The organism is Pseudarthrobacter sp. LMD1-1-1.1 (genome assembly GCF_040676255.1).
GTDB lineage: Bacteria > Actinomycetota > Actinomycetes > Actinomycetales > Micrococcaceae > Arthrobacter.
Map to the genome: position 1 here is coordinate 12,618 of NZ_JBEGHP010000025.1, position 22,049 is coordinate 34,666.

The 22,049-nt window shown below is 65.9% G+C and carries 26 protein-coding genes; 2 read left to right on the forward strand and 24 right to left on the reverse strand.

Features of this window, described 5'->3' with window-relative positions; all coding sequences use genetic code 11:
• The first annotated feature begins 267 nt into the window (after nt 1-267).
• Nucleotides 268-405 (forward strand): hypothetical protein, encoded by a 138-nt coding sequence (locus MRBLMD1_RS18600; RefSeq protein WP_364402389.1) that lies wholly within the window; start codon nt 268-270, stop codon nt 403-405.
• 74 nt (nt 406-479) lie between these two features.
• Here the strand turns inward: MRBLMD1_RS18600 and MRBLMD1_RS18605 are convergent, their stop codons facing one another.
• Nucleotides 480-1,025, reverse strand: coding sequence for a hypothetical protein (locus MRBLMD1_RS18605; RefSeq protein WP_364402392.1), 546 nt, complete (start codon nt 1,023-1,025; stop codon nt 480-482).
• A gap of 408 nt (nt 1,026-1,433) precedes the next feature.
• On the opposite strand from MRBLMD1_RS18605, the gene MRBLMD1_RS18610 reads away from it, so the two are divergent.
• Nucleotides 1,434-2,021 (forward strand): SGNH/GDSL hydrolase family protein, encoded by a 588-nt coding sequence (locus tag MRBLMD1_RS18610; RefSeq protein WP_364402399.1) that lies wholly within the window; start codon nt 1,434-1,436, stop codon nt 2,019-2,021.
• On the opposite strand, the gene MRBLMD1_RS18615 is transcribed toward MRBLMD1_RS18610, so the two are convergent.
• The 23 genes from MRBLMD1_RS18615 to MRBLMD1_RS18725 form a co-directional block, all read right to left on the reverse strand.
• Nucleotides 2,018-4,024 (reverse strand): GDSL-type esterase/lipase family protein, encoded by a 2,007-nt coding sequence (locus tag MRBLMD1_RS18615; protein WP_364402402.1) that lies wholly within the window; start codon nt 4,022-4,024, stop codon nt 2,018-2,020. The genes MRBLMD1_RS18610 and MRBLMD1_RS18615 overlap by 4 nt on opposite strands.
• Nucleotides 4,024-4,233 (reverse strand): hypothetical protein, encoded by a 210-nt coding sequence (locus tag MRBLMD1_RS18620; RefSeq protein WP_364402405.1) that lies wholly within the window; start codon nt 4,231-4,233, stop codon nt 4,024-4,026. The genes MRBLMD1_RS18615 and MRBLMD1_RS18620 overlap by 1 nt, the downstream gene beginning before the upstream one ends.
• Before the next feature lie 10 nt (nt 4,234-4,243).
• A complete protein-coding gene (locus MRBLMD1_RS18625; RefSeq protein ID WP_364402408.1) occupies nt 4,244-4,546 on the reverse strand; it encodes a hypothetical protein in 303 nt (100 codons plus the stop codon).
• Entirely contained in the window at nt 4,546-5,514 is a 969-nt protein-coding gene (locus tag MRBLMD1_RS18630) for a hypothetical protein (RefSeq protein ID WP_364402411.1), read from the reverse strand. Before MRBLMD1_RS18630 ends, MRBLMD1_RS18625 begins: the two co-directional genes overlap by 1 nt.
• A complete protein-coding gene (locus MRBLMD1_RS18635) occupies nt 5,511-5,948 on the reverse strand; it encodes a hypothetical protein (RefSeq protein WP_364402413.1) in 438 nt (145 codons plus the stop codon). Before MRBLMD1_RS18635 ends, MRBLMD1_RS18630 begins: the two co-directional genes overlap by 4 nt.
• Nucleotides 5,945-6,418 carry a hypothetical protein gene (locus tag MRBLMD1_RS18640; RefSeq protein ID WP_364402416.1) on the reverse strand — a complete coding sequence of 158 codons (474 nt, stop codon included), beginning with the start codon at nt 6,416-6,418 and terminating at the stop codon, nt 5,945-5,947. Before MRBLMD1_RS18640 ends, MRBLMD1_RS18635 begins: the two co-directional genes overlap by 4 nt.
• Entirely contained in the window at nt 6,418-7,047 is a 630-nt protein-coding gene (locus tag MRBLMD1_RS18645; protein ID WP_364402418.1) for a hypothetical protein, read from the reverse strand. Before MRBLMD1_RS18645 ends, MRBLMD1_RS18640 begins: the two co-directional genes overlap by 1 nt.
• Nucleotides 7,047-8,003 carry a hypothetical protein gene (locus MRBLMD1_RS18650; protein ID WP_364402421.1) on the reverse strand — a complete coding sequence of 319 codons (957 nt, stop codon included), beginning with the start codon at nt 8,001-8,003 and terminating at the stop codon, nt 7,047-7,049. The genes MRBLMD1_RS18645 and MRBLMD1_RS18650 overlap by 1 nt, the downstream gene beginning before the upstream one ends.
• 11 nt (nt 8,004-8,014) lie before the next feature.
• On the reverse strand, nt 8,015-9,313 hold the full coding sequence (locus MRBLMD1_RS18655) for a hypothetical protein (RefSeq protein ID WP_364402424.1): 1,299 nt from the start codon (nt 9,311-9,313) through the stop codon (nt 8,015-8,017).
• 2 nt (nt 9,314-9,315) lie between these two features.
• A complete protein-coding gene (locus tag MRBLMD1_RS18660) occupies nt 9,316-10,155 on the reverse strand; it encodes a hypothetical protein (RefSeq protein WP_364402427.1) in 840 nt (279 codons plus the stop codon).
• Nucleotides 10,155-13,304, reverse strand: a complete 3,150-nt coding sequence (locus tag MRBLMD1_RS18665; protein ID WP_364402430.1) for a phage tail tape measure protein — start codon at nt 13,302-13,304, stop codon at nt 10,155-10,157. Before MRBLMD1_RS18665 ends, MRBLMD1_RS18660 begins: the two co-directional genes overlap by 1 nt.
• Nucleotides 13,305-13,668: 364 nt before the next feature.
• Nucleotides 13,669-14,244 (reverse strand): hypothetical protein, encoded by a 576-nt coding sequence (locus tag MRBLMD1_RS18670; RefSeq protein ID WP_364402432.1) that lies wholly within the window; start codon nt 14,242-14,244, stop codon nt 13,669-13,671.
• 94 nt (nt 14,245-14,338) lie between these two features.
• Complete coding sequence (locus MRBLMD1_RS18675; RefSeq protein WP_364402435.1) at nt 14,339-14,854, reverse strand: hypothetical protein; 516 nt, start codon at nt 14,852-14,854, stop codon at nt 14,339-14,341.
• A complete protein-coding gene (locus MRBLMD1_RS18680; protein ID WP_364402438.1) occupies nt 14,851-15,048 on the reverse strand; it encodes a hypothetical protein in 198 nt (65 codons plus the stop codon). Before MRBLMD1_RS18680 ends, MRBLMD1_RS18675 begins: the two co-directional genes overlap by 4 nt.
• A 9-nt stretch (nt 15,049-15,057) precedes the next feature.
• Entirely contained in the window at nt 15,058-15,474 is a 417-nt protein-coding gene (locus tag MRBLMD1_RS18685) for a hypothetical protein (RefSeq protein WP_364402441.1), read from the reverse strand.
• Nucleotides 15,467-15,835: an HK97-gp10 family putative phage morphogenesis protein gene (locus MRBLMD1_RS18690; protein WP_364402444.1), complete on the reverse strand. Its 369-nt coding sequence runs from the start codon at nt 15,833-15,835 to the stop codon at nt 15,467-15,469. Before MRBLMD1_RS18690 ends, MRBLMD1_RS18685 begins: the two co-directional genes overlap by 8 nt.
• A gap of 10 nt (nt 15,836-15,845) precedes the next feature.
• A complete protein-coding gene (locus tag MRBLMD1_RS18695; RefSeq protein ID WP_364402447.1) occupies nt 15,846-16,259 on the reverse strand; it encodes a DUF6093 family protein in 414 nt (137 codons plus the stop codon).
• Entirely contained in the window at nt 16,259-16,693 is a 435-nt protein-coding gene (locus MRBLMD1_RS18700) for a hypothetical protein (protein ID WP_364402450.1), read from the reverse strand. Before MRBLMD1_RS18700 ends, MRBLMD1_RS18695 begins: the two co-directional genes overlap by 1 nt.
• Nucleotides 16,694-16,822: 129 nt before the next feature.
• Nucleotides 16,823-17,917 carry a hypothetical protein gene (locus MRBLMD1_RS18705; protein ID WP_364402452.1) on the reverse strand — a complete coding sequence of 365 codons (1,095 nt, stop codon included), beginning with the start codon at nt 17,915-17,917 and terminating at the stop codon, nt 16,823-16,825.
• An 11-nt stretch (nt 17,918-17,928) separates the two neighbouring features.
• Nucleotides 17,929-18,282 (reverse strand): DUF2190 family protein, encoded by a 354-nt coding sequence (locus tag MRBLMD1_RS18710; protein ID WP_364402455.1) that lies wholly within the window; start codon nt 18,280-18,282, stop codon nt 17,929-17,931.
• 2 nt (nt 18,283-18,284) lie between these two features.
• Complete coding sequence (locus MRBLMD1_RS18715; RefSeq protein WP_364402458.1) at nt 18,285-19,256, reverse strand: hypothetical protein; 972 nt, start codon at nt 19,254-19,256, stop codon at nt 18,285-18,287.
• 187 nt (nt 19,257-19,443) lie between these two features.
• Nucleotides 19,444-20,493 (reverse strand): phage minor head protein, encoded by a 1,050-nt coding sequence (locus tag MRBLMD1_RS18720; RefSeq protein WP_364402460.1) that lies wholly within the window; start codon nt 20,491-20,493, stop codon nt 19,444-19,446.
• A 10-nt stretch (nt 20,494-20,503) separates the two neighbouring features.
• Nucleotides 20,504-22,048 (reverse strand): hypothetical protein, encoded by a 1,545-nt coding sequence (locus MRBLMD1_RS18725; protein ID WP_364402463.1) that lies wholly within the window; start codon nt 22,046-22,048, stop codon nt 20,504-20,506.
• Nucleotide 22,049 lies beyond the last annotated feature (1 nt).

The following is a 22,049-nucleotide window of genomic DNA, read 5'->3' on the forward strand; positions in this document are numbered from 1 at the left end:
CTTCGGGGGAAATGGGTGCGGGGCCTTCGCTCGGCGGTTCGGATCCTTGGGGGAAAGCCCCGAACCGCCTCGACTAAATTACTGGCTGGAACGAGGGTCGGCAACATGCGTTTTTGCAGGCATGGTCTGCAGCCGTACACATTCAAAAGGCCAGCCCCACCTGAGTGCACAGGTTGCCGGGAAAGTGCAGGTGTTCCTGGGGCGCTCGATAGGCTTTAAGAGGTCAGCAGAATGCGGGCTACGACAGCGAGAGTAAGGGGATATCGAATGGCTGAAGAATCGGTGGAAGAACTGCGGGCTAAGGTGCGGGAGCTGGAGGAACGCGTCGCCAAACTCGAAGGTGACGTCAAGCCAGCTAACCTGGCGGATGCCGTGGCAAGGCGGCAGCGCGACTTGTCGGTCTGAGCATCACCTCGGCCTAGATCCTGACACAGCAAATAGCGCCCCATCTCTTCGGAGGTGGGGCGCTATTCAAAACCTCAGGCTGAAAAGAGATCCAGTTGGAGCTGGTCGGGGGATGATGCGGTTGCTGCTGCTACTGCGGAGTCTTCCCAGATGTGCCCGAGTCCGGCGGCCCGGTCTTTGTAGACCTGGCCCATGCGTATCCGGGTTGCCCCGAGGTCCTGGGCGAATTGGTTCTTCAGGACGGTGCGCACGCGGTGGCAGTTGGCGCACACGACGTCGCATTTGGCGACTTCCGCCTTGAAAGCTTCGAAGGTTCCGGAGGTCATGCGGTCCGAGATGTGGAAGAGCTTCACTTCGTCCGGCCGGTGGTCGAACTCAAGGACCTGCGTGTACTCGGGGTGGAGCCCACAGTCCATACAACCGGTCTCGCGTTTGATCTGGTCGACGTAGTCTTGGCGGGGTGCGCGCTTCTGCTGCTGGTATGCCTGGTTGCAGGACCTGCAGGGCAGAGTGGTCTTCTTTCCTCTGCGTGCGGCGGCGCGAATCTCAGCGTCCACGTAGAACTGGTCGATGGGCTGTGCCACTTTGCAGCGGTGGCAGGTGCGGGAGACAATGGACATATCAGCACTCCTAGAAAGTGTTGGTCACGCCCCCGGATTGTTGACGCAATCGCGGGGGTTTCTGGTCCCCTAATTGTCCCATGCCGCGCCGACAGTTTGGGCGCAGCATGGGGCGATCTTAGTTAGGGAACTATTCCGGTCTTATTGGCCGTAACCGGGGCCGGGTAGAATCGGGCCTATCACACTTCTCTTGGGGGATTCTTGAAACGCTTTGCCCTGGTCTCTGCTGTCGCTTTGCTCGCTCTCACGGGCTGCGCTCACACTCCGCCGCCGGTGTCGGACAAGGTGGCCGAGTACTATTCCCACCCTCCGCAGCCGTCAGCGGCGAAGGTTCTGCTCCCTCAGACTGCCCGCCCGCCCGTTGCCGAGGCCGCTGATCTGCTGCATGATCCCAATAGGGAGTGGTCGATGGTGGTCTTTGGTGACTCCACCGGGAACGACTCGGACGAGTTCGTGTTCCTCCTGGCGAAGCAGATGAGTGACCACTACAACCGGCCCGTGCTGATGCACCGCTGGATCAACTCCGCCTACACGGCGCCTCTGACTATCGGCGCGGGCGGTAACGCGCCAATCAACATCTGGAACGGTTCCGTGCCGGGCCAGACAGGTGACTATGCCCTGACGAACTTGGCGAAGATGGCCCCGGACGGTCTCGCCGTGGACTTGGTGATGATGAACTACGGGCACAACTACAAGGGCGTCTGGAACGCCGAGCAAACCACGCTGAAGCTCGCCCAGGCGGTGGACGACAAACTGGGTGCGAAGGCCATGCTGTACATGCTTCAGAACCCGGAGAACCCCGAGGCTGATAACTCTGCCGCCGTCGTGAACCTGTTCCGGAACCTGACCAAGGATTCCGGTTACGAGGCCGTGGACGTTTACGCAGCGTTCAAAGCCAAGGGTGACATCGCCCCGCTGCTGGTGGACAACATCCACCCAAACCCTGCCGGCAGCAAGGTCTGGGCGGACGCCGTCGCACCGAAGCTCATCCGCTAAGCCTCTGCCAGTACCACGTTCGGGATTTTCGCCGACCCGGTGGTGCCGAGGGTGACCGTGGCGGGGATCGGGAACATCGATGAAACGGTGCGGGCGAACGCTGTGCCATCCATCATGGTTCCCTGTGCTGCGACGACGGCGGACAGACCGTAAGCCTGCGCCGTGGTGTTGTCGAACGCGATGGCGATCCAGTACTTCGTGCCCGCTGTCAGTGCCACGCCGGGGCTGACAGTCTCCACTTTCGCGCCCGATGTCAGTGCCGTTGAGCCTTTGGACCACAGCCGGGTGCCGGTCGCGTCCAGGATGGCGATGTCGTAGTTGCCCGAGGCGACACCGGGCATCCAGCGGAGCGTGTTGATGGTGCAGTCCCGGTGCGGGATGACCGGCACACAGATGCCCTGGTTAGCGGCGCCCACGGTGAACTGGGTGTTCCCGGCCAGCGAGAGGGTCGGGGACGTGCCGAGGGTGGACAGGTGGTCCATCTGCGTAATGTTGGTCCCTGCCGGTCCCGCCACCCCGGCCTGGGCGTTAGCTGCCGAGTGCGGGTACTTGCCGACGGTCATTACAACGCGGTCGATGCTGACGTTACCGAGGCCGGCGGACGAGTCCGCATAGATGATGGCGCGGCAGTTCGTGGCCGTGGCCGGGATGAACCGGGTCACCGACAGCCAGCGGAAACCGCCAGTGCCGGAGGGTCCGGACGGCAGCAGGGTGGAGCCGGTGGAGTCGCTGATCCCGATACGCCCGACCGTGAGCGCGGCCCCTGCTGGGACGAACATGCGGACGGCGATGTTGACCCAGCGGCCCTTGACCCGGTTGATCGGCACGTACTGGGTCAGGGTGGCGCCCGCCGCCGTGCCGGTGATCTTCACCGAGTAGCCGGCGCCTGACTCGTAATTGGTGGTGTCCTTCGCGGCGGTGGCGTTGGTCAGGGTCCACTGGTCCGGGGTCGAGCCGGTAAAGGTGGAGAAGTCGCCGTTCTTCAGCAACTGTTCCCCGGCCTGCGTCAGCGTGGAGGGCTGCTGCGGGCGCGGGGACGCCTTCTTGGACAGCTTGAACGCGGCGTGCACGGTGTCCGCCCAGAGCTGGGAGCCGACAGCGCCCGGATGGATGCCGTCCACTGTCAGGTCCGCACCGTAATCGAGGAACGCCTGGGTAACGTCGATGAAGCCGTACCCCTTGCGGGACGCGACTTCGCGGACCACTTCGCGGCGCTGCTGCTGGTAGTTGTTCGCCGTCTCCGGGTTCTGCGCGACACAGACCAGGTCCGCACCCGGCAGCCGTTCCGTCAGGGACTCAGTGAGGCCGACGTACTGCCCGAACCACTGCGGCTCAGCGATGCCCACCTGCTCGTTGTGCATCAAGGACAGGACGATGAGGTCCGGGGTGAGCGAGTAGAGCGCGGCGTCGGCGCGTGCGGCCTGCCAGGAGTAGGTGGAGAAGCCGGGCACCGAGGCGTTGTAGATCGTCAGCGTCCGGGTGCCGGTGCCCGCCTGTACCGTCTCGGCTGCACCATAAGTCTGCGCGGTGTCGTCCCAGAGCCGGTAGAGGACCTTCCAGCGGGGCCAGTCAGCGGCGAGCTTGCTGGCGTGCAGCCTGATCCACTCGCCTGCTTCGTTGCCCGTCGAGTCGCCCACGTAGAGCAGTGAGGTGTCCCGCTGCTCGTTGTTCAGCAGCGCCATGAACCGCTGAGTCGAATCCACTCCCTGAAGAGAGTATGTGGACGCCGCCGATGCCTTGTCCACATAAGTGGCATTTCCTGCCGCACGCGTCTGGCTGTTTGGGTTGCTGAAGAGGGCCGCAACCGACGCGTCGTCCGCGATGCCGGCTGGGCCCGGGTCGCCCTTGGACGCGTACGGCAGGGCCGTCCACGTAGAGGTGCCGTTGCCGAACTTCTGCTTGCCGGTGTCCGTCTCAACACCGGGCTCACCAACAGCCAGGACCGGGTTCGCCGCGGCCCACTCGGCCGCCGTACCCCGGCGCAACTGAATTCGCTGTGCCATCAGACACCGCCTCCATCCATGATTTGTTCTGTGGCGTACACCGTGGATGGCGTCCCGCCGTCGTAATGAGCAGGAAGACGCTCCTGCAAGGCGGCGATCAGGTCCTCAGCCGTTTGGGCGTTGTCCGCGATCATCTGCGCTCCGCGCTTCACGAGCTCGGTGGCGCTGTCGGGTTTCTTGAACCCGTTCGGGGTGACCTCCACGGCCATGCCGGGCCTCCTACTGCTTGTCGGGTGCCAGCCAGGGAAGGTAGCGGCGGGCGAAGTCGATGGCCCGTGGCAGCGCCATGATGCGGGTGATGACCGCAGCTACTCCAGTCACGCCGGCGGCCACAGCAAGCATCCACAAGCGGAAGCCTGCCGGCAGATGCTCGCTGAACTGGTCAAGGATGGCTTGGACGATTTCCGGGAGCAGCGCGGCGAAGGCAAGGAACGCCGGGATGCCGACCTGCACGACTGTCCGGATCACGGCCTGCCACGGGAACAGGGCCTGCGTGGCCACGTTTGCGCGGTGGTCTGCCATCACTTGCCTCCGATCAGCTTGACGAGCTCGTCGCGGACGGCCTCAGCCAGCCCTGCGGCGTTGATCTGAGCGGCCACCCCTGCGGGGCCCTGTGCCACCAGTGCGCGAGTTGCCACCGCCTGGAAGTCCGCGAACCCGGCCAGGGTGGCCAAGCTCGTGGTCTGGCCCGTGTCCTGCCCCGTCACCGGGTCCTTGTAAGGGACCTGCTTGGTCAGGGTCGCAGCGGCCGACGCCGCGGCGATGTCCGGGACCTTCCCGTTGACGTGCTCCCGGGTGGCCACGTGGTGGGCGCCGTTGAGTTCATCGAGCTTGCCGACGACCTCGGAAGTGATCCGGTCGTACAGGTGGTTGATGGCTGCCTGGGTCGCTTCGGCGCTTGCCGTGACGATCTTGTCGATCTGTTCTGGGGTGGTCACGTCGTCCTCCTGGGATGTGGTGATGCTGCCTTGGTAGTTGATGGAGCTTGATGTGCGGGGCCGCAGGAAGCCGATGAGGCCGCGGCGGGGGAGGTACTGGATGGTGGCCGGGCCGGAGGACCACTTGGGGTAGGGGTTATCGGCGCGGGATGAGGTGCTGTTCTGCGAGGCGCACAGCAGCTGCAGGTTGGCGTCCCGGATCAGGACGGCGACATGGGTGGCTGGGTAGTACTCCTTGTAAGAGTCACCCCAGACCGCGATGTCTCCGGCCATGCCCGGCTGGTCGGGCTGGATTAGCTCATACGCGGCCTCGATTGCCGGCGTCTGGGGGTAGGCGGAGACCATGTTCCCGGCCCAGCCAACCCAATTGCCCGGGTAGCCGGTGTTGATCACGGGCAGGCCCAGGGTCTTGGACCAGTTCGCGGCGAGGTCCCAGCACTGGGCGCCGAAGCCCTCGTTCTCCGGGTTCCAGTCCTCGTTGATGTACTGGCCCTGGACCTTGGGGATCCAGACGCCGAGTGTGTCTTGCACGGCTTGGAGGGTGAGTGTCATGCCATGTCCTCCTCGGTCGTGGGTTTGTAGCCGTGCGGCGGGGCGGGGATCTCCACGTGCGGGAGGTGGTCCTCGATGATCTTCAGCAGAGTGGTGATGTAGGCGTACGCGGATGCGAGCCCTCGCTGCAGCATGTCGACCAGGGCGCTCAATTCCGCTTGTGCTTTGCCCTGCTCCTTCTGCTTTTCCTCGACGGCGGTCAGCCGCTCCTGCAGCTTGCCGTTGTTGGCCAGCAGGGTCGCGTTCACTGCGAGGACGGCGTCGAGGTTGGCGCGGTGGGTGGTGGCGACAAGGTTGTCGACCTCGGCCGGTGTTTTGAGGTTCCGGGCGTTCGCCTCGGACTTCACGTTGCGGCGGTTCACCAGCACCCCGGCGAGCGTGACCAAAGCGGTCAGGACGCCGGCGCTCATGATCGTGGGAAGGATTTCGTTCACTGCTCGTTGCCTTCCTCGTTGTCGGGCAACGGGAGTTCCTTGATGAGTTGGAGCCGGTTGTGCGCTTCGATCCACAGGGCCCGGGTTTTCACCACGCATGCGCCAGCAACGATGAAGTAGGTGAGGCAGCCCATGATCGCCCTGGTTCCGCTTTGGGTGATGCTCTCGGCGAGGCCGCCGGCGTAGGTGAAGAACACGATGGCGGCACAGACCATGCCTGTCATTTCGAGGCCGAAGGACCAGCGGTGGCGGCCGCGTAGGAGCCCGGCCAGCATGAGGGTCCCGGCCAGTAGGACAAGGACCCGGAACAGGATGTTCCATGGCCACTCCAAGGCGGCGATGGACGATGGTGTGTACTTCTCGTCTATGGCCATGGCAAGGCCCGATGCGAGCAGCACCAAGGCGATGGCTGACTCGAACGGTTGCGCGTAGACAGTGGCCAGGCGGTGGCCAACGAACCGGTGCGGCATCAGACGGCGCTCGTCTGGTACTCGATTTCGAACTCCATGTAGTCGCCCAGCCCGCCGGGGTATCCGGCCTCGCCGGGGGTTTTCACGGGGATCGTGGGCGCCCACACGGACGCCGTGGTCGAGGACCCAGCGAAGATGAACAGGGGCCGGATGATGCCCGTGGAGGTGACGTGGGAGCCGCCGCCGAGGTAGGCGTTCTCGCTGCCTGCGATCGGGTACCCGGCCGGGAGAGGGCAGTACACGGCGGCCGTGCCCATCTTCTCCGCCGGGGTTTTCGCCGCGTCCCCGAACTTGGCCTTCGCCCGGACGGTGACACGGTCACCGCTCACCCAGTACGTGCCGGTCAGGGAGCCGCCGGCGCCGAAGTCAGCGACACCAGACCACAGGGGCGTGTAGGAGACGCCGCGCTGGGAGGTCCAGGAGGAGCCGTTCCACCATTCGAGGGTGCCGCGGAAGTCCAGACGGCGGACGGTCATGCCGACGAACTTGTCCGTCAGGGCGTCCCGCTGGTCCTGGCTGCTGACGGGGATGATGACGTTAGCGGAGGTGCCGAACTGCTTGAGGTGTTCGGCGAGGTCGTAGTTGTCGCCGTTGGTGATTGATTTGATGCCGTTTTGCAGGGTCTGCATTATGCGGTCCAATCCATGTCGATCTTGCCGGATTCGGGGTCTTCCAGCCGGGACTGGAACCAGACGTAGTCGCCGCCGGCGATGCTGATCCCGCCGCCGGCCGCGATGATGGGCCCGAAGCTGGTGGGGAGGTTGATGATCTGGGCCTCAGCGTTGGGCTGGACGGTGACGGTGAAGGGGCCAGCGACCCGGGCGACGTCGTCCCGGGGTTTGTAGCTGGAGTTGTGCGCGTAGATGTTGACCGTCGCGGGGGTGTTGTAGTTGCCCGCCTTCAGCCGTCTCGGAAGCCTGAACCGGACCGCGGTAACGGTCTTCCCGGCGAGTTCCGGGCGGGGTGCCCCGTAGAACCAGGCACCGGTGAGGACGGTCCCGGCCCACGTCCCGGAGTAGATATGTTCCCGGCCCTGGGTGGAGAGCGCCCACCGGCCCCAGCCGCCGACACCGAACGTGTCCGTGCCGATGGCCGTGAGCGTCGTCGTGCCGCTGCCCACGACAGCCGCAGGCGGCGGGGCGATGGCCGGGGGTGGGGTGGCGATGGAGGGGATCTTGCCGATCACCGTGGGGGTGGCCGCGTCCCACGTGATGTACACGGGGTCCCCAGGGGAGTAGGAGCCGATGAACCGATCAGTGGTGTACTCGATCCCATCAGCGCCGGTGAGGACGATCTGGGTGGCGACCCCGGCGGGGATGATGGTATCCACCGTCCCCGTGGACGGGCGTGGCTGGTCCGTGTACCCGCCGATGACGAGGGCGCTGTATTGGCCGCGGCCCTCGTTGGAGATGTCCACAACGATGTTGCCGCCCTGCAAAGGCTGCATGGGGTCCAGCCAGCGGCAGCCCACGAGCTTGCCGTTGATGTTCGCCCACCACGCCGTGCCGTCGAAGTACGCGGTCCCGTAGGTGCGGCGGGTGCCGCCGTCTGGGATGGACTCCAGGGTGTGTTTGAATCCATCCACAGGCGGGCCTCCTAGGGCAGGTCGTTCCAGGTCAGGTCCGGCAGGGTGCCCCAGTTAGCGGGCATCCGGTCCCAGGTGAGGTCGGGCAGGTTCCCGGTGATGTGGTCGGCCCATTCGGTACGGCCGAGGGCTTGGATCACGTCGTTGTAGCTGCAGGACACGGTGAGGGTGGTGTAGCCGGGGACGTTGGTCCCTTCCCGGCGGATCCCGGTGATGGTGCCGAGGAAGTAGGCGACGTGCCCGGCGGGTACCGGGTATCCGACTTCGATGCGGTCACCGGCCTGCAGTTCCGGGCGGGGCACGGTGGTGACGGTGAGTTCCACGGCCAGGGAGGCGAGGAACTCTTCCCGCTGGGATACGCCGTAGGCGGCTGCCTGGTCGGCGCTGGTGATCATCTCCGAGGTGTAGAAAGTCTGGGCGCGGCCGTGGTCCCCGCCAAACCGCAGCGGGCCCGTGTCGATGGACACGGTCACCCGGACCGGGGCGCCGGACGTCGCCTCCTTCCCCTCCACCACCCACCGGTTGTACAGCCCATCAATGGCCTGTTTCCGGGAGACTTTGACGAGCCCGTTCCGGGGTTCCACCCGCCACACCGGCGGGGTGATCCGCGGGTAGATGTGGCATTCCCCGTCGCCGCCCATCCGGTACCGTGCACCGACCCGGGAGGCGAGGTCCTGGCAGGCGTCCATCCGTTCCCGGTCAAACACCGTCAGCCGGGAGATCCCGACGTCCGTGACGCCCGGGTCGAGGACCACGGGGAAGTAGTCGCGGGTGAGGCGTGCGAACTCGCCCAGCACGGTCGCCAGCGGCCCCGGGGATTCCGGGCCCTCCAGCTTGTCGCGGTCCGCGTTGTAGGTGCGGTCCACGGCCTGGAGCTGCACAACACCCTTCACCACGGGGACAATGCGTTCGTGCGGTGCGGTGTCGCTGTCCGGTTCCTCCAGCCCGTACTCCGGCAGGGTCCGCCACTCCACGACCTCGTCGGGTTCGTTGCTGATGATCCGGAGCCGTGCGAAGTTCACCGCGCCGGCGCCGCCCACCCGGTAGATGACCTGCAGCTCCGTGCCGCCCACACCCAGAGGGTCATCGAACCGCCACGCGCCGAGGGTCCCGTCCGGGTCCGCGATCGTGAAGTTCATCTGCTGCTTGACCTTCGCCGAGTCGGCCGCGGTGTCCGTCTCGGACCAGCTGATGATCTGCAAGGGTTCACCAAGGACGAGCTTCCCGCCACGCCACGCCCACACGGTGAGGGTGTCAGCGGGGCGGGAGCCTCCCAACGCCGTGGAGGTGTCCGGGTCGATGTTCCGCACGCTCAGCCTCCGATCGGGTTCTTCAGGTCATCCAGGTACGTCTTACCGGCCATGAGGTCCTGTTTCTGCTGGTAGGTGGACATCAGCATCGCCACATCCCCGTACGTGAAGGTCCCGGTGAGGACCTTGATCGCCGGTGCGTCCACGACATCGGATTGCAGGTCCCACCACGTCAGCCGGCCGCCCATCATCACGTTCACGGGGGTGCGCTTGTACGTGGCGTTCGCCAGGTACATGGTTCCTTCGAGGCCGAGGTCCCCCCATGCGGGGAGCGGTCGGAAGACGAGCTGCGCGGTGGAGTCCAGCAACGCTTTGAGGCGGGTGTTCTGCTCCGCTGACCGGATGCCGAGGCTGGTATCCAGCCCCTGCTCCGCCATCCGCTGCCCGAACAGTGCCATGGGTTTACGTGAGCCCATGACCTTGAACAGGGACACGTCCGCCGCGTGCTCCAACACTGACAGGGCCGGGCTGCGGAGGTAGATGTCCCCGTCATTCCGGCGCTCCCCAACCACTGGGATGGAGGACTGGGGGACCAGGGCGTCACTGATCCACCCGGTCACCGAAGGCAGGAACACCGGTGCACTGGTGGTGCGGGAGGCGCCGGCAGGGCCGGTGAGGACTTCCAGCTCGTACCGGACGTCCCGCCCAACTGGGCAGTGATGGTCCACCACATACGCGGCATCGTTCATCAGCACCCGCCGGTACCCTGGCAGCGCCGACCGTGTGTCGTCGGCCAGCCGCCAGATCGTGGCGGTGGAGTCCCCCACACCCAGCCCCGTGATCGTGATCCCGGACCGGTCCGTGGGGGCATCCATCAGGGCTTCCACTGTTACTGCTGGCATCAGGCGCCCTTCCTCATGAATCGTGACTGGCCATCGGCGGCCGATATGGCACCGGCGGCTTCCTGCCGGGCCACGCCGCGGAACGTCGCCCACGTCGCATCGGCGTTCAACTGCAACTGGCCCACGAGCTGCAGCCCGTCAAGGCTTGGCGTCGGTGCCGCCACCGTGTGCGTCATGATGGTGCGTGACGCCACCGTCGTGCCGACCGCGCCGCCGTCCGCCATGCCAGCGAACTGGCCAGCCCGGAGGCTGGCGCGGAACTTGTAGACGCCCTGCTGGCCGCCCAGCTTCTGCACGTCCCCGGAGTCGAGGACGTGCTCACCGTTGGAAAGCGCGTACAGGCCAGCCTGATCGCTGGTGTTCGTTCCCGGCCCGGACACAGCACCGCCGCTGGCAAGCCCCGGCCTGCCGCTGCCCGAAGCGTCCCCGTTCAGATCCGGCAGCGTGGCACGCTGCTCGATCTTGATGGTCTTCTCTTCGTTCACCGTGTAGGTCCGGACCACGCGCCCGTCGATCTTGTCGAGCTCGCCGGTCGTCGCCTGCGCCATCCGCTTGGCTTCATCCGACATCCACGAATCGATCGACACACCATCCGGTACACCGAGTACCTTCCGGGCCAGATCCTCCGCGGCGCCACCGGTGATGCCGAACTGCCCCGCAGCGGCCAGCAGGCCGTTGTAGGTATTGGCCAGTGCGCCCTGGACTTCCTCGTTCGAGGCCCGGTTCTTCGCCATCGCCTCAACGTTGCGGATACCCGCCTGCGCGACACCGTCGAACATGGCCTGGTTCTTGATGCCCTGCGCGGTGGTGTTGTCGAACGCGGTGCCGAGCTTGCCAACCTGCCCGCCGGTTCCGTCAGCCTGCAAGCCGAGATCCAGCAGCGCCTGGGACCAGCCACGGGCAGCATCACGTGCTGACAGCTGCAACAGGCCTGTGTTGAGCAGCGCCTGCGTGAACTTGTCCAGGTTGACGATGGACCCGTCCGCGCTGAGGCCGATCTCCTCGAGGGCCTTGGCGACCTCCTTGGTGATCGGGATTGTCTGCCCGCTCGCGCCCTGGACGTTGACCAACTGCTCAGCGACCTTGCCGGACCCCTCGGCAGCCTTCTGCATGGCCGGTGGGATCTCGCCCATGGCCCACTTCAGCAGGTCTGTTTCGCTGACGGTGACCTTCGCCTGGTTCGCCTGGTCACGGAGGGCATTGAGGTAGTTTGGGAACCGCTTGGCGGTCTCCTCCACCTCGATGCCCTGGTCCTTGGCCGACTGTGCGATGGCCTTGAACCCACGTGCTGCGATGTCCAGGTTCCCGGACGTGGCAGCACCGGCAATAGCCTTGTCGGCATTCTCGAACGCCTTGCTGATCTTGGCCATGCCGTTGTCCACGCCGAGGACTGTGGCGCCGAAGGATTCAATGGCCGAGTTGAAGTCCTGCTGCACCAGCTTCTTCAGGGCACCGCCTGCGCTGGTGAACTGTCCCTCGAACTCCTTGACGCCGATGTCCTTGAACGCGCCGTCCATGGAATCGCTCTGCTTGGCGAGCTTGATGAGGTCCTGCGTCCACTGCTCCGTTGAGCGGTCAGCTTCCTGCATGCTGTTGTGGACCGACTTGATGATCTCGAAGCCGATGAACGCGCCAGCAGCCAGGCCAGCCGCTGCACCGAACTTACCGAGGCCGCGGCTGCTGCCGTCCGCCTTGGTGTCCAGCGTCTGGAACGCTTCGATGCCGTCCTTGACCTTAGGCAACAGCAGCATGAGCCCGCCGCCAGCCAGGGCCGCGGCACCCACGACACCGCCGAGGCCGGTTATCGCGCCCTGCAATGGTGCGGGGAGGTTCCCGAAGCCCTGCGCGAGCCCGGAGACATTCTCAGCGATGCCCTGGATCGCCGGGAGCATCACGGCGCCGGCGTCGATCGCGGCGTCCTTGATGTTGTTCCAGGCCACCTTGACCTTGGACTCGGTCGTCTCGTACCGCTTGGTGGCCTCGTTGATCAGGGCGGTGTTTTCTTCCCACGCCTGGGAGCCGAGCTTCAGCGAGTCGGAGAGCAGGTTACCGGCCCCGGCGAGGGACAGCATTACCTGCATTTCCTCGGTGCCCTTCATGCCCATCTCGGTCATGAGGGCGACGACGTTGCCGCCTTCTTCCTTGGTGCGGGCCATGCCCTTGGTGACCATTTCCATGGCCGCGACCGGGCTGCCCCGGAAGGCTTTGGCGAAGTCCTCGGCGCTGGTGCCGGCCGCCTTTGCGAAGGCGTCCAGCTGCTTCCCGCCGCCCTGCACTGCGGAGTACATCTTCAGCAGCACACGGGTGGTCACACCGCCGCCGAGTTCCGCGTTGACGCCCATGGACGCCAGCGTGTTGGACAGGGCGAGGACGTCGGACTCAGACGCCCCGACGAGCTTGCCAGCGCCAGCGATGCGCTGGGCCATGGAGAGGATTTCCTTCTCCGTGGACGCACCCGCGTTACCAAGGGCCACCAGGGTGGCGCCGAAGTTGTCGATGTCGTCGCCCTTGGTGCCCATGACGTTCGCGATCTGGGCGATGTTCGTGGCCGCTTCGTCCGCGGTCAGGTTCGTGGTTTCGCCGAGGTCGATCATGGTCTTCGTGAAGGCAAGGATGTCCTGCCGCTTCACACCCAACTGCCCGGCGGCTTCGGCCACGGCGGCGATGTCCTCGTGGCTGGTGGGCAGGGTCTTGGCCAGGCCGCGGAGGCCGGACTCGAGCTCTGCCATCTGCTGCGGGGAGCCGTCGACGGTCTTGGTGACACCGGCCCACGCGGACTCCCAGTCCATGGCCGCCTTGGCCGAGGCGCCGAGGGCAGCGACAGTGGACGCGCCGAAGCCGACCAGGATCTTCCCGGCGGTCTCGGCAGATTCTGCCTGCTTCTTCTTGTACTCGGCGTCCTTCTTGCTGGCCTCGGCGGACTTCTCCGAGCCCTTCGCCGACTCCTCGCCGGAGGCGCCGTGCTTCTTGTTCGCCTCGGTGGACTTGTCCGTCGCCCCGGCTGCCTGTTGCTGCGCCTGGTCGATCTTCTTGCCGGCCGCCTCCGCAGCCGCACCCGCGTCGGAGGCGGCCTTCTCCGCCTTCTTGACGTTGTCGAGGTACTTGTTGACCTCAGCCTCGAGTACTACCTTCACGGAGCGCGTGGACATGGTGCCTCCTCAGAAGGTGCAGTATTCGATTAGGGGTGTGGCGGTAGCGGCTTGTTCTCCGGCCGGGTGTAAGTGGCGTAGACCTTCTCGCCCGGAGCTGGCTCGTAGGGGTCCTTGCCGTTGCCCCTGACTGCCCGTTCCTGGGCGGCGCATCGGTGGCACTGTGTCTTGTGCGCGTCGTACCAGCCGTCGTTATCCGGGTGATGGGCGATCGCTACGGGGGCGCCGCAGGAGCAGAGTCCGTCCTCGTAGATGGTTAGCGCCAGGGACCAGAGGTAGTCGCGTTCCGTCCACCCGCCGCGGTTGCCGTTGATCCAGTGGGACGGCGGCTTGCCGTGGGTGCGGGCGGTGCGGAGGATCTGGACTACTCGGCCCCATGCTCCGTGCCATAGGACTTGTGCAAAAAATCGGCGTCCACGGTGGGGATGGCGTTCTGTGCGTACTGGCGTGCGTTGAGGATCTCGGTCATTTGTGCCGGGCCGATGGCCTTCTCCAGCCGCTTGACGGTGTGGACGTCCCAGCGGACCTCGTGACGGTCCTCACCGACCGGCTGCACCGCGATGATGGCAGCGGCCAGCAGGTCGAATCCGAACTCGGCGTTCGCCTTCTTGGGCTCCCAGTTCTTGGTGCGCTCCTCGTGAGCTTCGCGGAGGTCGGCGAGTTCATCCGACGTCAGGGCCCGCACGAACACCGTGAGCTTGGACCCGGTGAACGTCTGCACCAGTTCGGTGTGGCGGCGCTCCATCGCGGTGAGTTCCTTGTCGCCGGTGGCGGTCTTCTCACCCCGGGCGGCGTCACGGCGGATGGCGATCTTGCGCTGCAGGGCGGAGAGCTCGCCGATCACGTCGGCACGCTTGTAGACGTCGGCGGATTCTTCGGGGAGGTTCGCGTCGGTGGCCCAGGCGTCGAGGTCAAAGGTGGCGGGGTTCAGTTCAGTCATGGGGTTTCAGGCTCCAAAGTTGTGGGTAACAGGCTCTTGTGGGAGTGGGGGGTGGCTGGGCGGAGCCTGAAATACGCCCAGCCACCCGGCTTTGTTAGGCCCCTGCGAGGACCGGCTCTTCGATGATCATGTTCTGAGGCAGGAACTCGATCCGTCGCTTGAGGTTGCCGTCGTTGTTCACCCGCATCGGGGCATCGGAGACGACTTCGCCGCCGAGGTCGATCACGTCACCGGAAGCCCACGGCTCGATGGAATCCTTATCGGATTCGCGGAGGTAGATCCAGGACGTGGTGCCCTTGACCCGGACCGCTGCGTAGCCCTTGTCATCGCCAATGACGTCGGCGCCGCCGGCCTCGAGGTATTCCCGCAGGAACGTCAGGGCGAGGTCGTAGTTCGACGCGCCCAGCGCCTGGGAGTTGCCCTTCACGCAGGCGGGCTTCTCGTTGAACCGGTCGGACGCGGTGGACGTCCAGTTCGCGTCCGAGTCGAGCACGGCGCAGGAGATGTCGATCCCTGCGTTGAGCTCGGTCACGGTGGGGATCCGGGACGCCGCGGCGGGCGCCTGGGTGAGCAGGGTGAACTTCTTCTTACCGTCAGCAGCGACTTTCATGCGCTTGCCTCCTTCTCATTCTCCGGCGTGGCCGGTTCGGTTACTTTGGCTGTGGCCGGAGTGGCCGGTTCCCGGGCCTGCCGTTTGGAGGGCGGGAGTTTGAAGTTGAACGGCTCGTCCAGGTAGTGGACGGGGACGCGGCGTTTCTCGCCGCCGTTCGGGGGTACTGCGGTGACGAACTTGGGTTCAGCCATTGCGTTCTCCTAGTTGGTGATGAGCCGCCATTGCCGGGGGAGCATGAAGCGGGCCGGGCTGGTTTGGGTGTCGAGGATGGGGTACTGCTGGTTGAAGCCGTCCGGGTTGGTGCGGACCCGGCCGGTGCGGACGGGCAGGTTGGTCAGCGCGGTACTCACGGCGGCGGTCACGGTCCGGCAGATGCCGGCGTCCGCTCCCACGGTGGTGGTCTGGAAGTCCCAGATGGCGCTGTCCCCGTCCTGCCTGCCGTCAGCGGGCAGCTCGTCCGGTTCGTCATCGACACCGGCCCAGAGGACCACGTACGGGTCGATGTAGCCGCCCGTTTCCGGGACGCTCTTGGGGACCGCGCCGTCGTACACCGTGATCCCGGGGATGGCACGGAGGGCCGCGAGCACGGGGCCGGTGAGGGTATCGGGATCAATCACCCAGGACCTCCTCCGCCAGTTGCGCCATGGCCGCCTCGAAAGCCGGGGTGATCAGGTCAGCGGCCGGGCCCATGTACGGTTGCGGCGCCATCCTCGAGGTGCCGAGTTCGACGTACTCGCCGTAGTTCGCGGTGGGCCCGAACTCGCCACCGATGGTTCCCGTGCTACCCACGGTGCGCAGGTCGGAGTGGCTGATGGAGCCCTTCAGGTTCCCGGTGTCCACTGGGACGCGGTTCTTCGCCGCGGCCACCCCGTCCACCAAGGACTTGCGGACCACGACCTGGGCGCGGGGCCCGGTCTTCGTCTGCGCCCTGGACAGGTCTGCGGAGAGCTTGCGGAAGTCTGATGCGTCTATGCCCACCACGGACCTCCTATGCGGGGTTCTGCTGCGTGACGTTGTCGGTGCAGATGAACGCGATCTCCCACAGCTCGGAACCGAACATGATGGAGGAGATCCGGAGCCGGCGGCCGAGGACGTCGATGATGTCGCCGCGCTCACCAGCCCGGAACGCGGGGGCGTCGATCACGCTGGTGGTCACGGTGTACTGCCGCTCGATGGTGGGCTGCTCGCCGGGGGTGCCGCCGCCTTCACGCTGCAGCGGCTGCACGTTAAACATCGCCTGATGGATCAGGGTCTCCCCGGTCCACCCCGCGGGCTTGGGGTACGGGGCGGGGCCGTCACTGATCCGCCACACCTTGCCCGGTGCCGTCTCAGTGCCCTCCGCGGTCGGCTGATGGTGCCTGGCCCAGTCCTTGTGGATCACCCTTGTGTTGGGCAGTGGCATCAGTACCACCGCATTTCGGCGCCTTCAGGCTTTGGGTAGCCGGGGGAGACGATCTCAAAGACGCTGGTGTCAGCGGCTGCGTCGACACTATCTGCGGCGGCGTCGTACGTGGCGGCGAGGGCCCGCAGCTCTGCGGACACTTTCGCGCCGTCTGTGCTCGTCCCCGCCTGGGTGCGGATGACCTTGCCGACCAACACCTCAGACGCTGCGATGACGCGGAGCGCCCGTGCGCTGGCACGGTTCACGTTCTCGCCGGACATCGTCAGGAACGCTGTCAGCTGGTCATCGGTGAACAACCGGTCGGCCGGGTTGTCGGCCACGTCCGTGATGTTCAGCCTCACCATGCCGGCCGGGGAGGCGTAGTCGATCGCCCCGGTCTCGGTGGTGGAGAAATCCGTTGTCGGCGTTCCGCCGTCGTAGATCGGTTCCGTCACGGTTCCTCCTGTGAAGTTGTGGGGGTCCGGAGTGCGCTGCCCTGCTGGATTGATTCGCCCAGCAGGGCAGCCCGGGAGGGATGATGATCAGCCGCCCCGTTATGGCCCGGTCACTCCGGAAGTGTTCGGCTAGGAGCCGAGGGACACGTAGGTGCCGATCGGGTCCGTGGCCACGCCACCGGTGATGTGCCGGCCGCGGTACTTGATGGTGTCGTCGCCGAAGCTGCCTTCGTCGATGCCCACCGCGCCGCCGCCGACGCGTTCGCCCTGGTCGCGCTTCACGCGGATGTCCGGCTGTTCCTCGCCCAACATCGTGGACTTGTACAGCGCCGGGTTGGCCGAGGCCGGGTCGGGCAGGATGTACCAGGTGGTGTCAGCCTTCGCGGACTGATCGATGATGCCGATCCGGTCCGACACAACGGCGGTGACCTTGCCGTACAGCGGGTTGGCGATCGGGTTGGGGCCGCCGTTCGGGTCAGCGATGGTCGGCGCAACCGCCATCTCCGCCTCAAACGCCAGGGCCTGGGAGGTGACCAGCAGCAGCTTGGTGCCGAGGGCACGGAAGGGGACGCCTTCGCGGTTCTTCCGCTTCCAGATCGCCTTCACGGCGGCCTGCACGTTGTCGCGGTTCAGCGGCAGCGCGGTCGGGGCGTTGCCGTTGCCGGCCTTGAAGAACGCGGTGTTCGGGCCGGCAGCCGTCACGAACGAGCCGAAGACCTTGGCGTCCTCGGTGTTCCGGGCTGCCGTGGCCAGGCGGCCGGGGAAGTCCATCAGGTCCGAGTAGTCGTTGTTCTTGCGCAGCTCGAACGTCAGGTCGAAGACGCGGCCGGTCTTGCCAATGCCGATCTCGTACTGGAACTCGGACAGCGAGGTCGACTTGTACTCTTCGCCCTCGGCGACGTCCTCGAACGTGTCCTGGCCGCCGTTGAGGTCGATGATGGTCTTCGGACGGAAGTCCTTCAGCTTGGTCTCCCGTGCGAAGCGCTTCCACTCCGGAGTGATCTCCTTGTACGTGGACTGCACTTCGATGTCGAATGCCTTGCCCAGCAGGACGGGGAAGTCCGAGGTGGAGAAGGCTTCCTTCAGGCGGTACTCCGCGGCGGCGGTCACTCCGCGGGCGCCCTCGTTGAACAGCTTCGCTGCTTCGAGGATGCGGGCCTTGACGGAGGGCGCGATACGGAAGCCCTCCTGGGCGATGATGTCGCCGGTGTTCAGGATGGTCATGTGAGTGCTCCTTACGCGCTTGCCGCGGTCTGGGTGGTGTAGCCAATGGGGGCTACTTCGAGGGGGCCAGTGCCTGCGCCCTTGGTGCCGAGGGAGACACCGAAGACGTAGTTGCCGGTGGAGGTGGCGGTCAGGGTGTTGTCCGCCTTGATGTAGACCGGGGCGCCCACGGCTGCGACGGCGCCGACGACGTCGAGGTTCCAGGAACCGTCGAGCCGAACGGTTGCCTCCCCGGTGGTGGCGTCCTTGGACGTGATGGCCACGCCGCAGATCAGGCCGACCTTGATCGGCTGGCCGGAGACCGTGCCGTCAGGGACAGGGATGCTGATGTGCAGGGCGTTGGTGTAACGCTGGTTCTTAGCCATGGTTAGGCTCCCTTCAGGGCGGTGAGGACGTCAGCGTCTGCCACGTCCACTGCTTCTTTGACGCCGGACGTGTGGCCCACACCGCGGACGGTGCCCGCGCCGTTGGCTACCTGGAGTTCGGCGATGGACTCGGCGATCTCGGCGGCCAGCGCCTCGGTGTTGAGGGCGCCGGATTCATCGACCGGGTAGCCCTTGGACAGCCGTGCGGCAGTCTTGGGGGCGGTGATGCCGGCTGCGGTGAACGCCGCCTCCACGACGGCGGCCGCGGCCGTGTCGTTGGCCCGGGTGAGTGCCGTCTCGGCGCGTGTGGCGCGTTCGGTGGCGGTGGTGATGTCAGCTTCGGCCGTGGTGGCCCGGCTGGCGGACTCGCGCAGGGCGGCGAGTTCCTTGTCATCAATGGTTGCCATGGTGGCTTCCTCCTGATTTTCGGTAACCGCTGCCGGGTTCGGAGCGGAATCTTTGGGTGCGGTGACGAGGTCGACGTCGCGGGCGGATTCGAGGACTTCGAGGATTGCCCCGCCGCGTCCGGCCATCGTCACAAAGTCGACGGATGCGGCATGTGTGAGCCGCTTGATGACCTGCACGGGACCGCCGCCGTTGTCCTCGATGGCGACTTCGGCCCCTGCGCGGATGGACACGCCGATGGTGTCCTTCATGTCGTTGATCTGCTCACGCCAGGAACTGAAGATGTTGGCCTCAGCAATGAGGGCGCCGTTCTCGAACACCGCGTCGGTCGCGAGCACTCCGACGAGGTCCTTGATGGACCGCTCAGGGCGTTGCCAGTCCTCGGACTCGGTGGGGTGGTCGGCGAACATGAGCGTGCCCGCGTTGAAGACCTTGTCGGTCGCGGCCTGCTCGAGGACGTCGGCGGAGTAGAACCCGGATGAGCCCTGTCCTTCGTTGATGATCTGGATCATTAGGCGGGCACCGGTTCCTGTGGTGGCTGTGCCGGCTTCCTGGACGATCTGTGGCATTGACAGCCTCCTAGAATGGGTGTGTGGGCCTTGATGACCGGAACGACTCTGTTGGTGTGCCTGGGGAGTGCCCGGGGCATGAGTGGTCTCCGGCGGTCATTCACCTGCGGGCGACTGGGGGGAGTCTTGAGGTGTCGTGCCGGTTTTGCGGTGCGGTGCAGTACGAGCCGTCCCTCAGTGATGGGACCTAAGCGGCGGCTTTTAGGTCACGCAGTGGGGTGACGGTGTGCGAGTCGCGCCAGCCTGGGGTCTGCTTCACCGTGGACAGTTCCGCCCACTTGATGTCCCCGTCCTGCAGCAGCTTGAGCCGTTCGGGGCCCATGATCGCTTTCTGCGTGTCCGGGGTGAGGGAGTTGAACACCGCCTCCGCGTCCTGCGTGACCGGCGCCGGTTCGGGGATGTTCTTGAATCCGAGTTCGGCCCATGACTTGGTGATGCTGACTCGGGTGCAGCGGCCGTTCTGGTGGTCGTTGGGCCCGTCCTCGTCCAAGGGGTGGCGGGTGCCGTGCTTCGCCCAGCAGGACGGGCAGGTGCGGGCTGTGAGCGCGGCGTGCCACTCCCATTCCTGCAGGATCTCCGTGTTGGCCTTCTCGGAAGCTTGTGTGGCTGCCCGGTGCGCGTCCAGAGTCTCTGTCCGGGCGATGGTCAGTGCCCGGGTGAGGCCGCCGTTGAACCGCTGCTCCGTTTGCTGGAGGATCCGCCGCGCCGTTACCTGTGGGTTAGCGCCCACGGCTATGCCGCGGACCAGTTCCCGCTTCATGATCCGTTCGACGTCGCCCGGGAGGGGCAGGGTGCTTGCGTGGATCTGCTCGGTGGCGCGTTCGACGATGGCCGCCAGGGCATCCTGCGAGATCCGGGTGAAGGACACGCCTGCGTTGGCTGTGGCCGGCGGCAGCTGCGAACCGATCAGGGCGGCGTGACCGTCCACAGCGTCAAGAACAGCCTGGGACAGGTCGTTCGTGACGACACTGTTGGTCTGCCCGGCCAGCTCGTCGAGCACCTCACGGGTGTGCCGGAGCGCGTCCCGTAACCGGATGTTCGCCGCGACCGTCTTGTACGGCACGACACTATCCCCGGCGCTGATCAGTTCCACCAGGGCGGTCTGAAACTCCGGCATGAGCACGTCCCATGCCTCCACCCAAGCCTTCGTCAGTGCGAGGGTTTGTGCGGCGGTCATGGTGTCCAGTTGCCGGCGGAGTTGGGCGACGATGCGCAGCGTCTCACCAGTCACCGCCATGCCCAACCTCCTATTGCAACGCTTGGCCGGGGTCTTGCCCGTCCCTGAATGCCTTCGCGGCCTGATCGCCGGCGGTCACGTCCGGGTGGACGTAGTCGCCGTTCTCGTCCGTGACCTCGGCAAGGATCTCGTCGACGTCCCGAACCTTGAGCGCCTGCAGCACGAGCTTGAGGAGGACCAGGGGTGGGGGCTTCACGGACATGGAGTCCGCGCCCACGATGGCCGCCATGAGCGTGGCGAGGGGGACCTCGTCGAGGCCGGGGAAGACGACCTCAACTGTGGTGGTGTTGGGGTCTTTCCAGCGGACGGTGAGCCTGTCCCCATCGCGGACGGCTGTGCCGAGGGTTCGGAGTGGGCCGCGGGGCGCGATGACAGCCTGTTCGAGGGCGTAGCCAACGCTGTCGGCGATGACCTCGGCGTGCAGCTCCTGCCGGGCTTGGAACGTGAGCCTCGTTGGGAGGTCGAGTGTTTCGGCGGTGGCGCGGGCCCCGGTCTGTCCCGGGTCGGCCAGCAGGATCGTGACCGGGAGGCCGATCGCGGATGCGGCCATGGTCGCCAGCGGCCGGGACGACTCGGAATCCAGGGTGGCGCCCGACTTGGGCAGCGCCTCGATCTTCTGATCATCCGTCATGGACACGCTGGATCCGGCCGGCACGTTCGCCATGCCCTGCAAAGCGGCACGCTTCGACTGCGCGTCACTGGATCGCTTCGACGACGTGACGAAAGCGATCTTCGCCAGCGCCTTCATCAGCAGCGCCCAGTCCTCCAGGAACCCTTTGTGGGAGAGGGCCCAGGGGATCGCGGCGTAGGAGTCGCCGATGCCGAACTTCCACCCGTCCCCGGCGTTGACCTTCACGTGCCGGACGGGGGCGTCCCACACGATCTCAACACCGTTGATGGCTCGGTACTTGGCGGCCGGCTGGTACTTTAGCGCCGGGTAGTACGCCTTCCGGGTGACATCCTTGAACGCACCATCCTGCTGCTGCTCGGACTCGGTCCATTCCCGCAGGTAGAACCAGGGTGTGGCCTTGTCGCCGGGGGCGGTGACCACGTCGCTGATCTCATCGAACGGGATGGACCGGACCTTCACAGCACCGGTGAGGGGGTTGGTGAAGTGGGCGAGGAAGAAGTTGCCCTCGTCGTACAGGCAGCCTTCGTACTTCTGCCGGGCTTGGGCGCCGTAGAACGCTTCCCTGTTGCCCTCGTCGTCGATGAACGCCTGCACCAGCTCGTTCACGGCCTCATCCCGGGCGGAGATGGCCACGCCTTGGCCCCACACGTAGGCGTGCCGGACTTCCCGGCCCCTCTTGATGAGTGGGTTGGCGATCCCGAAGACGCGGCCTTGGGTGGCTGCGGTTCGGAGCCCTTCGCGGGTGAAGTCCTGCGAGGCCATGTCGATGAGCCGCTGCCAGCCGTTGTTCTCCCGGGCCAGTTCGAGCTGGGCGAGGGATTCCTCCAGCCGGTAGGTCAGCGTGTCCACCGTGCCTTCGTGGACGCGGAGTTCTGACTGGGTTGCTGCCTCTTGAAGGCCGAGCATTTGCAGGAACTTCCCCACA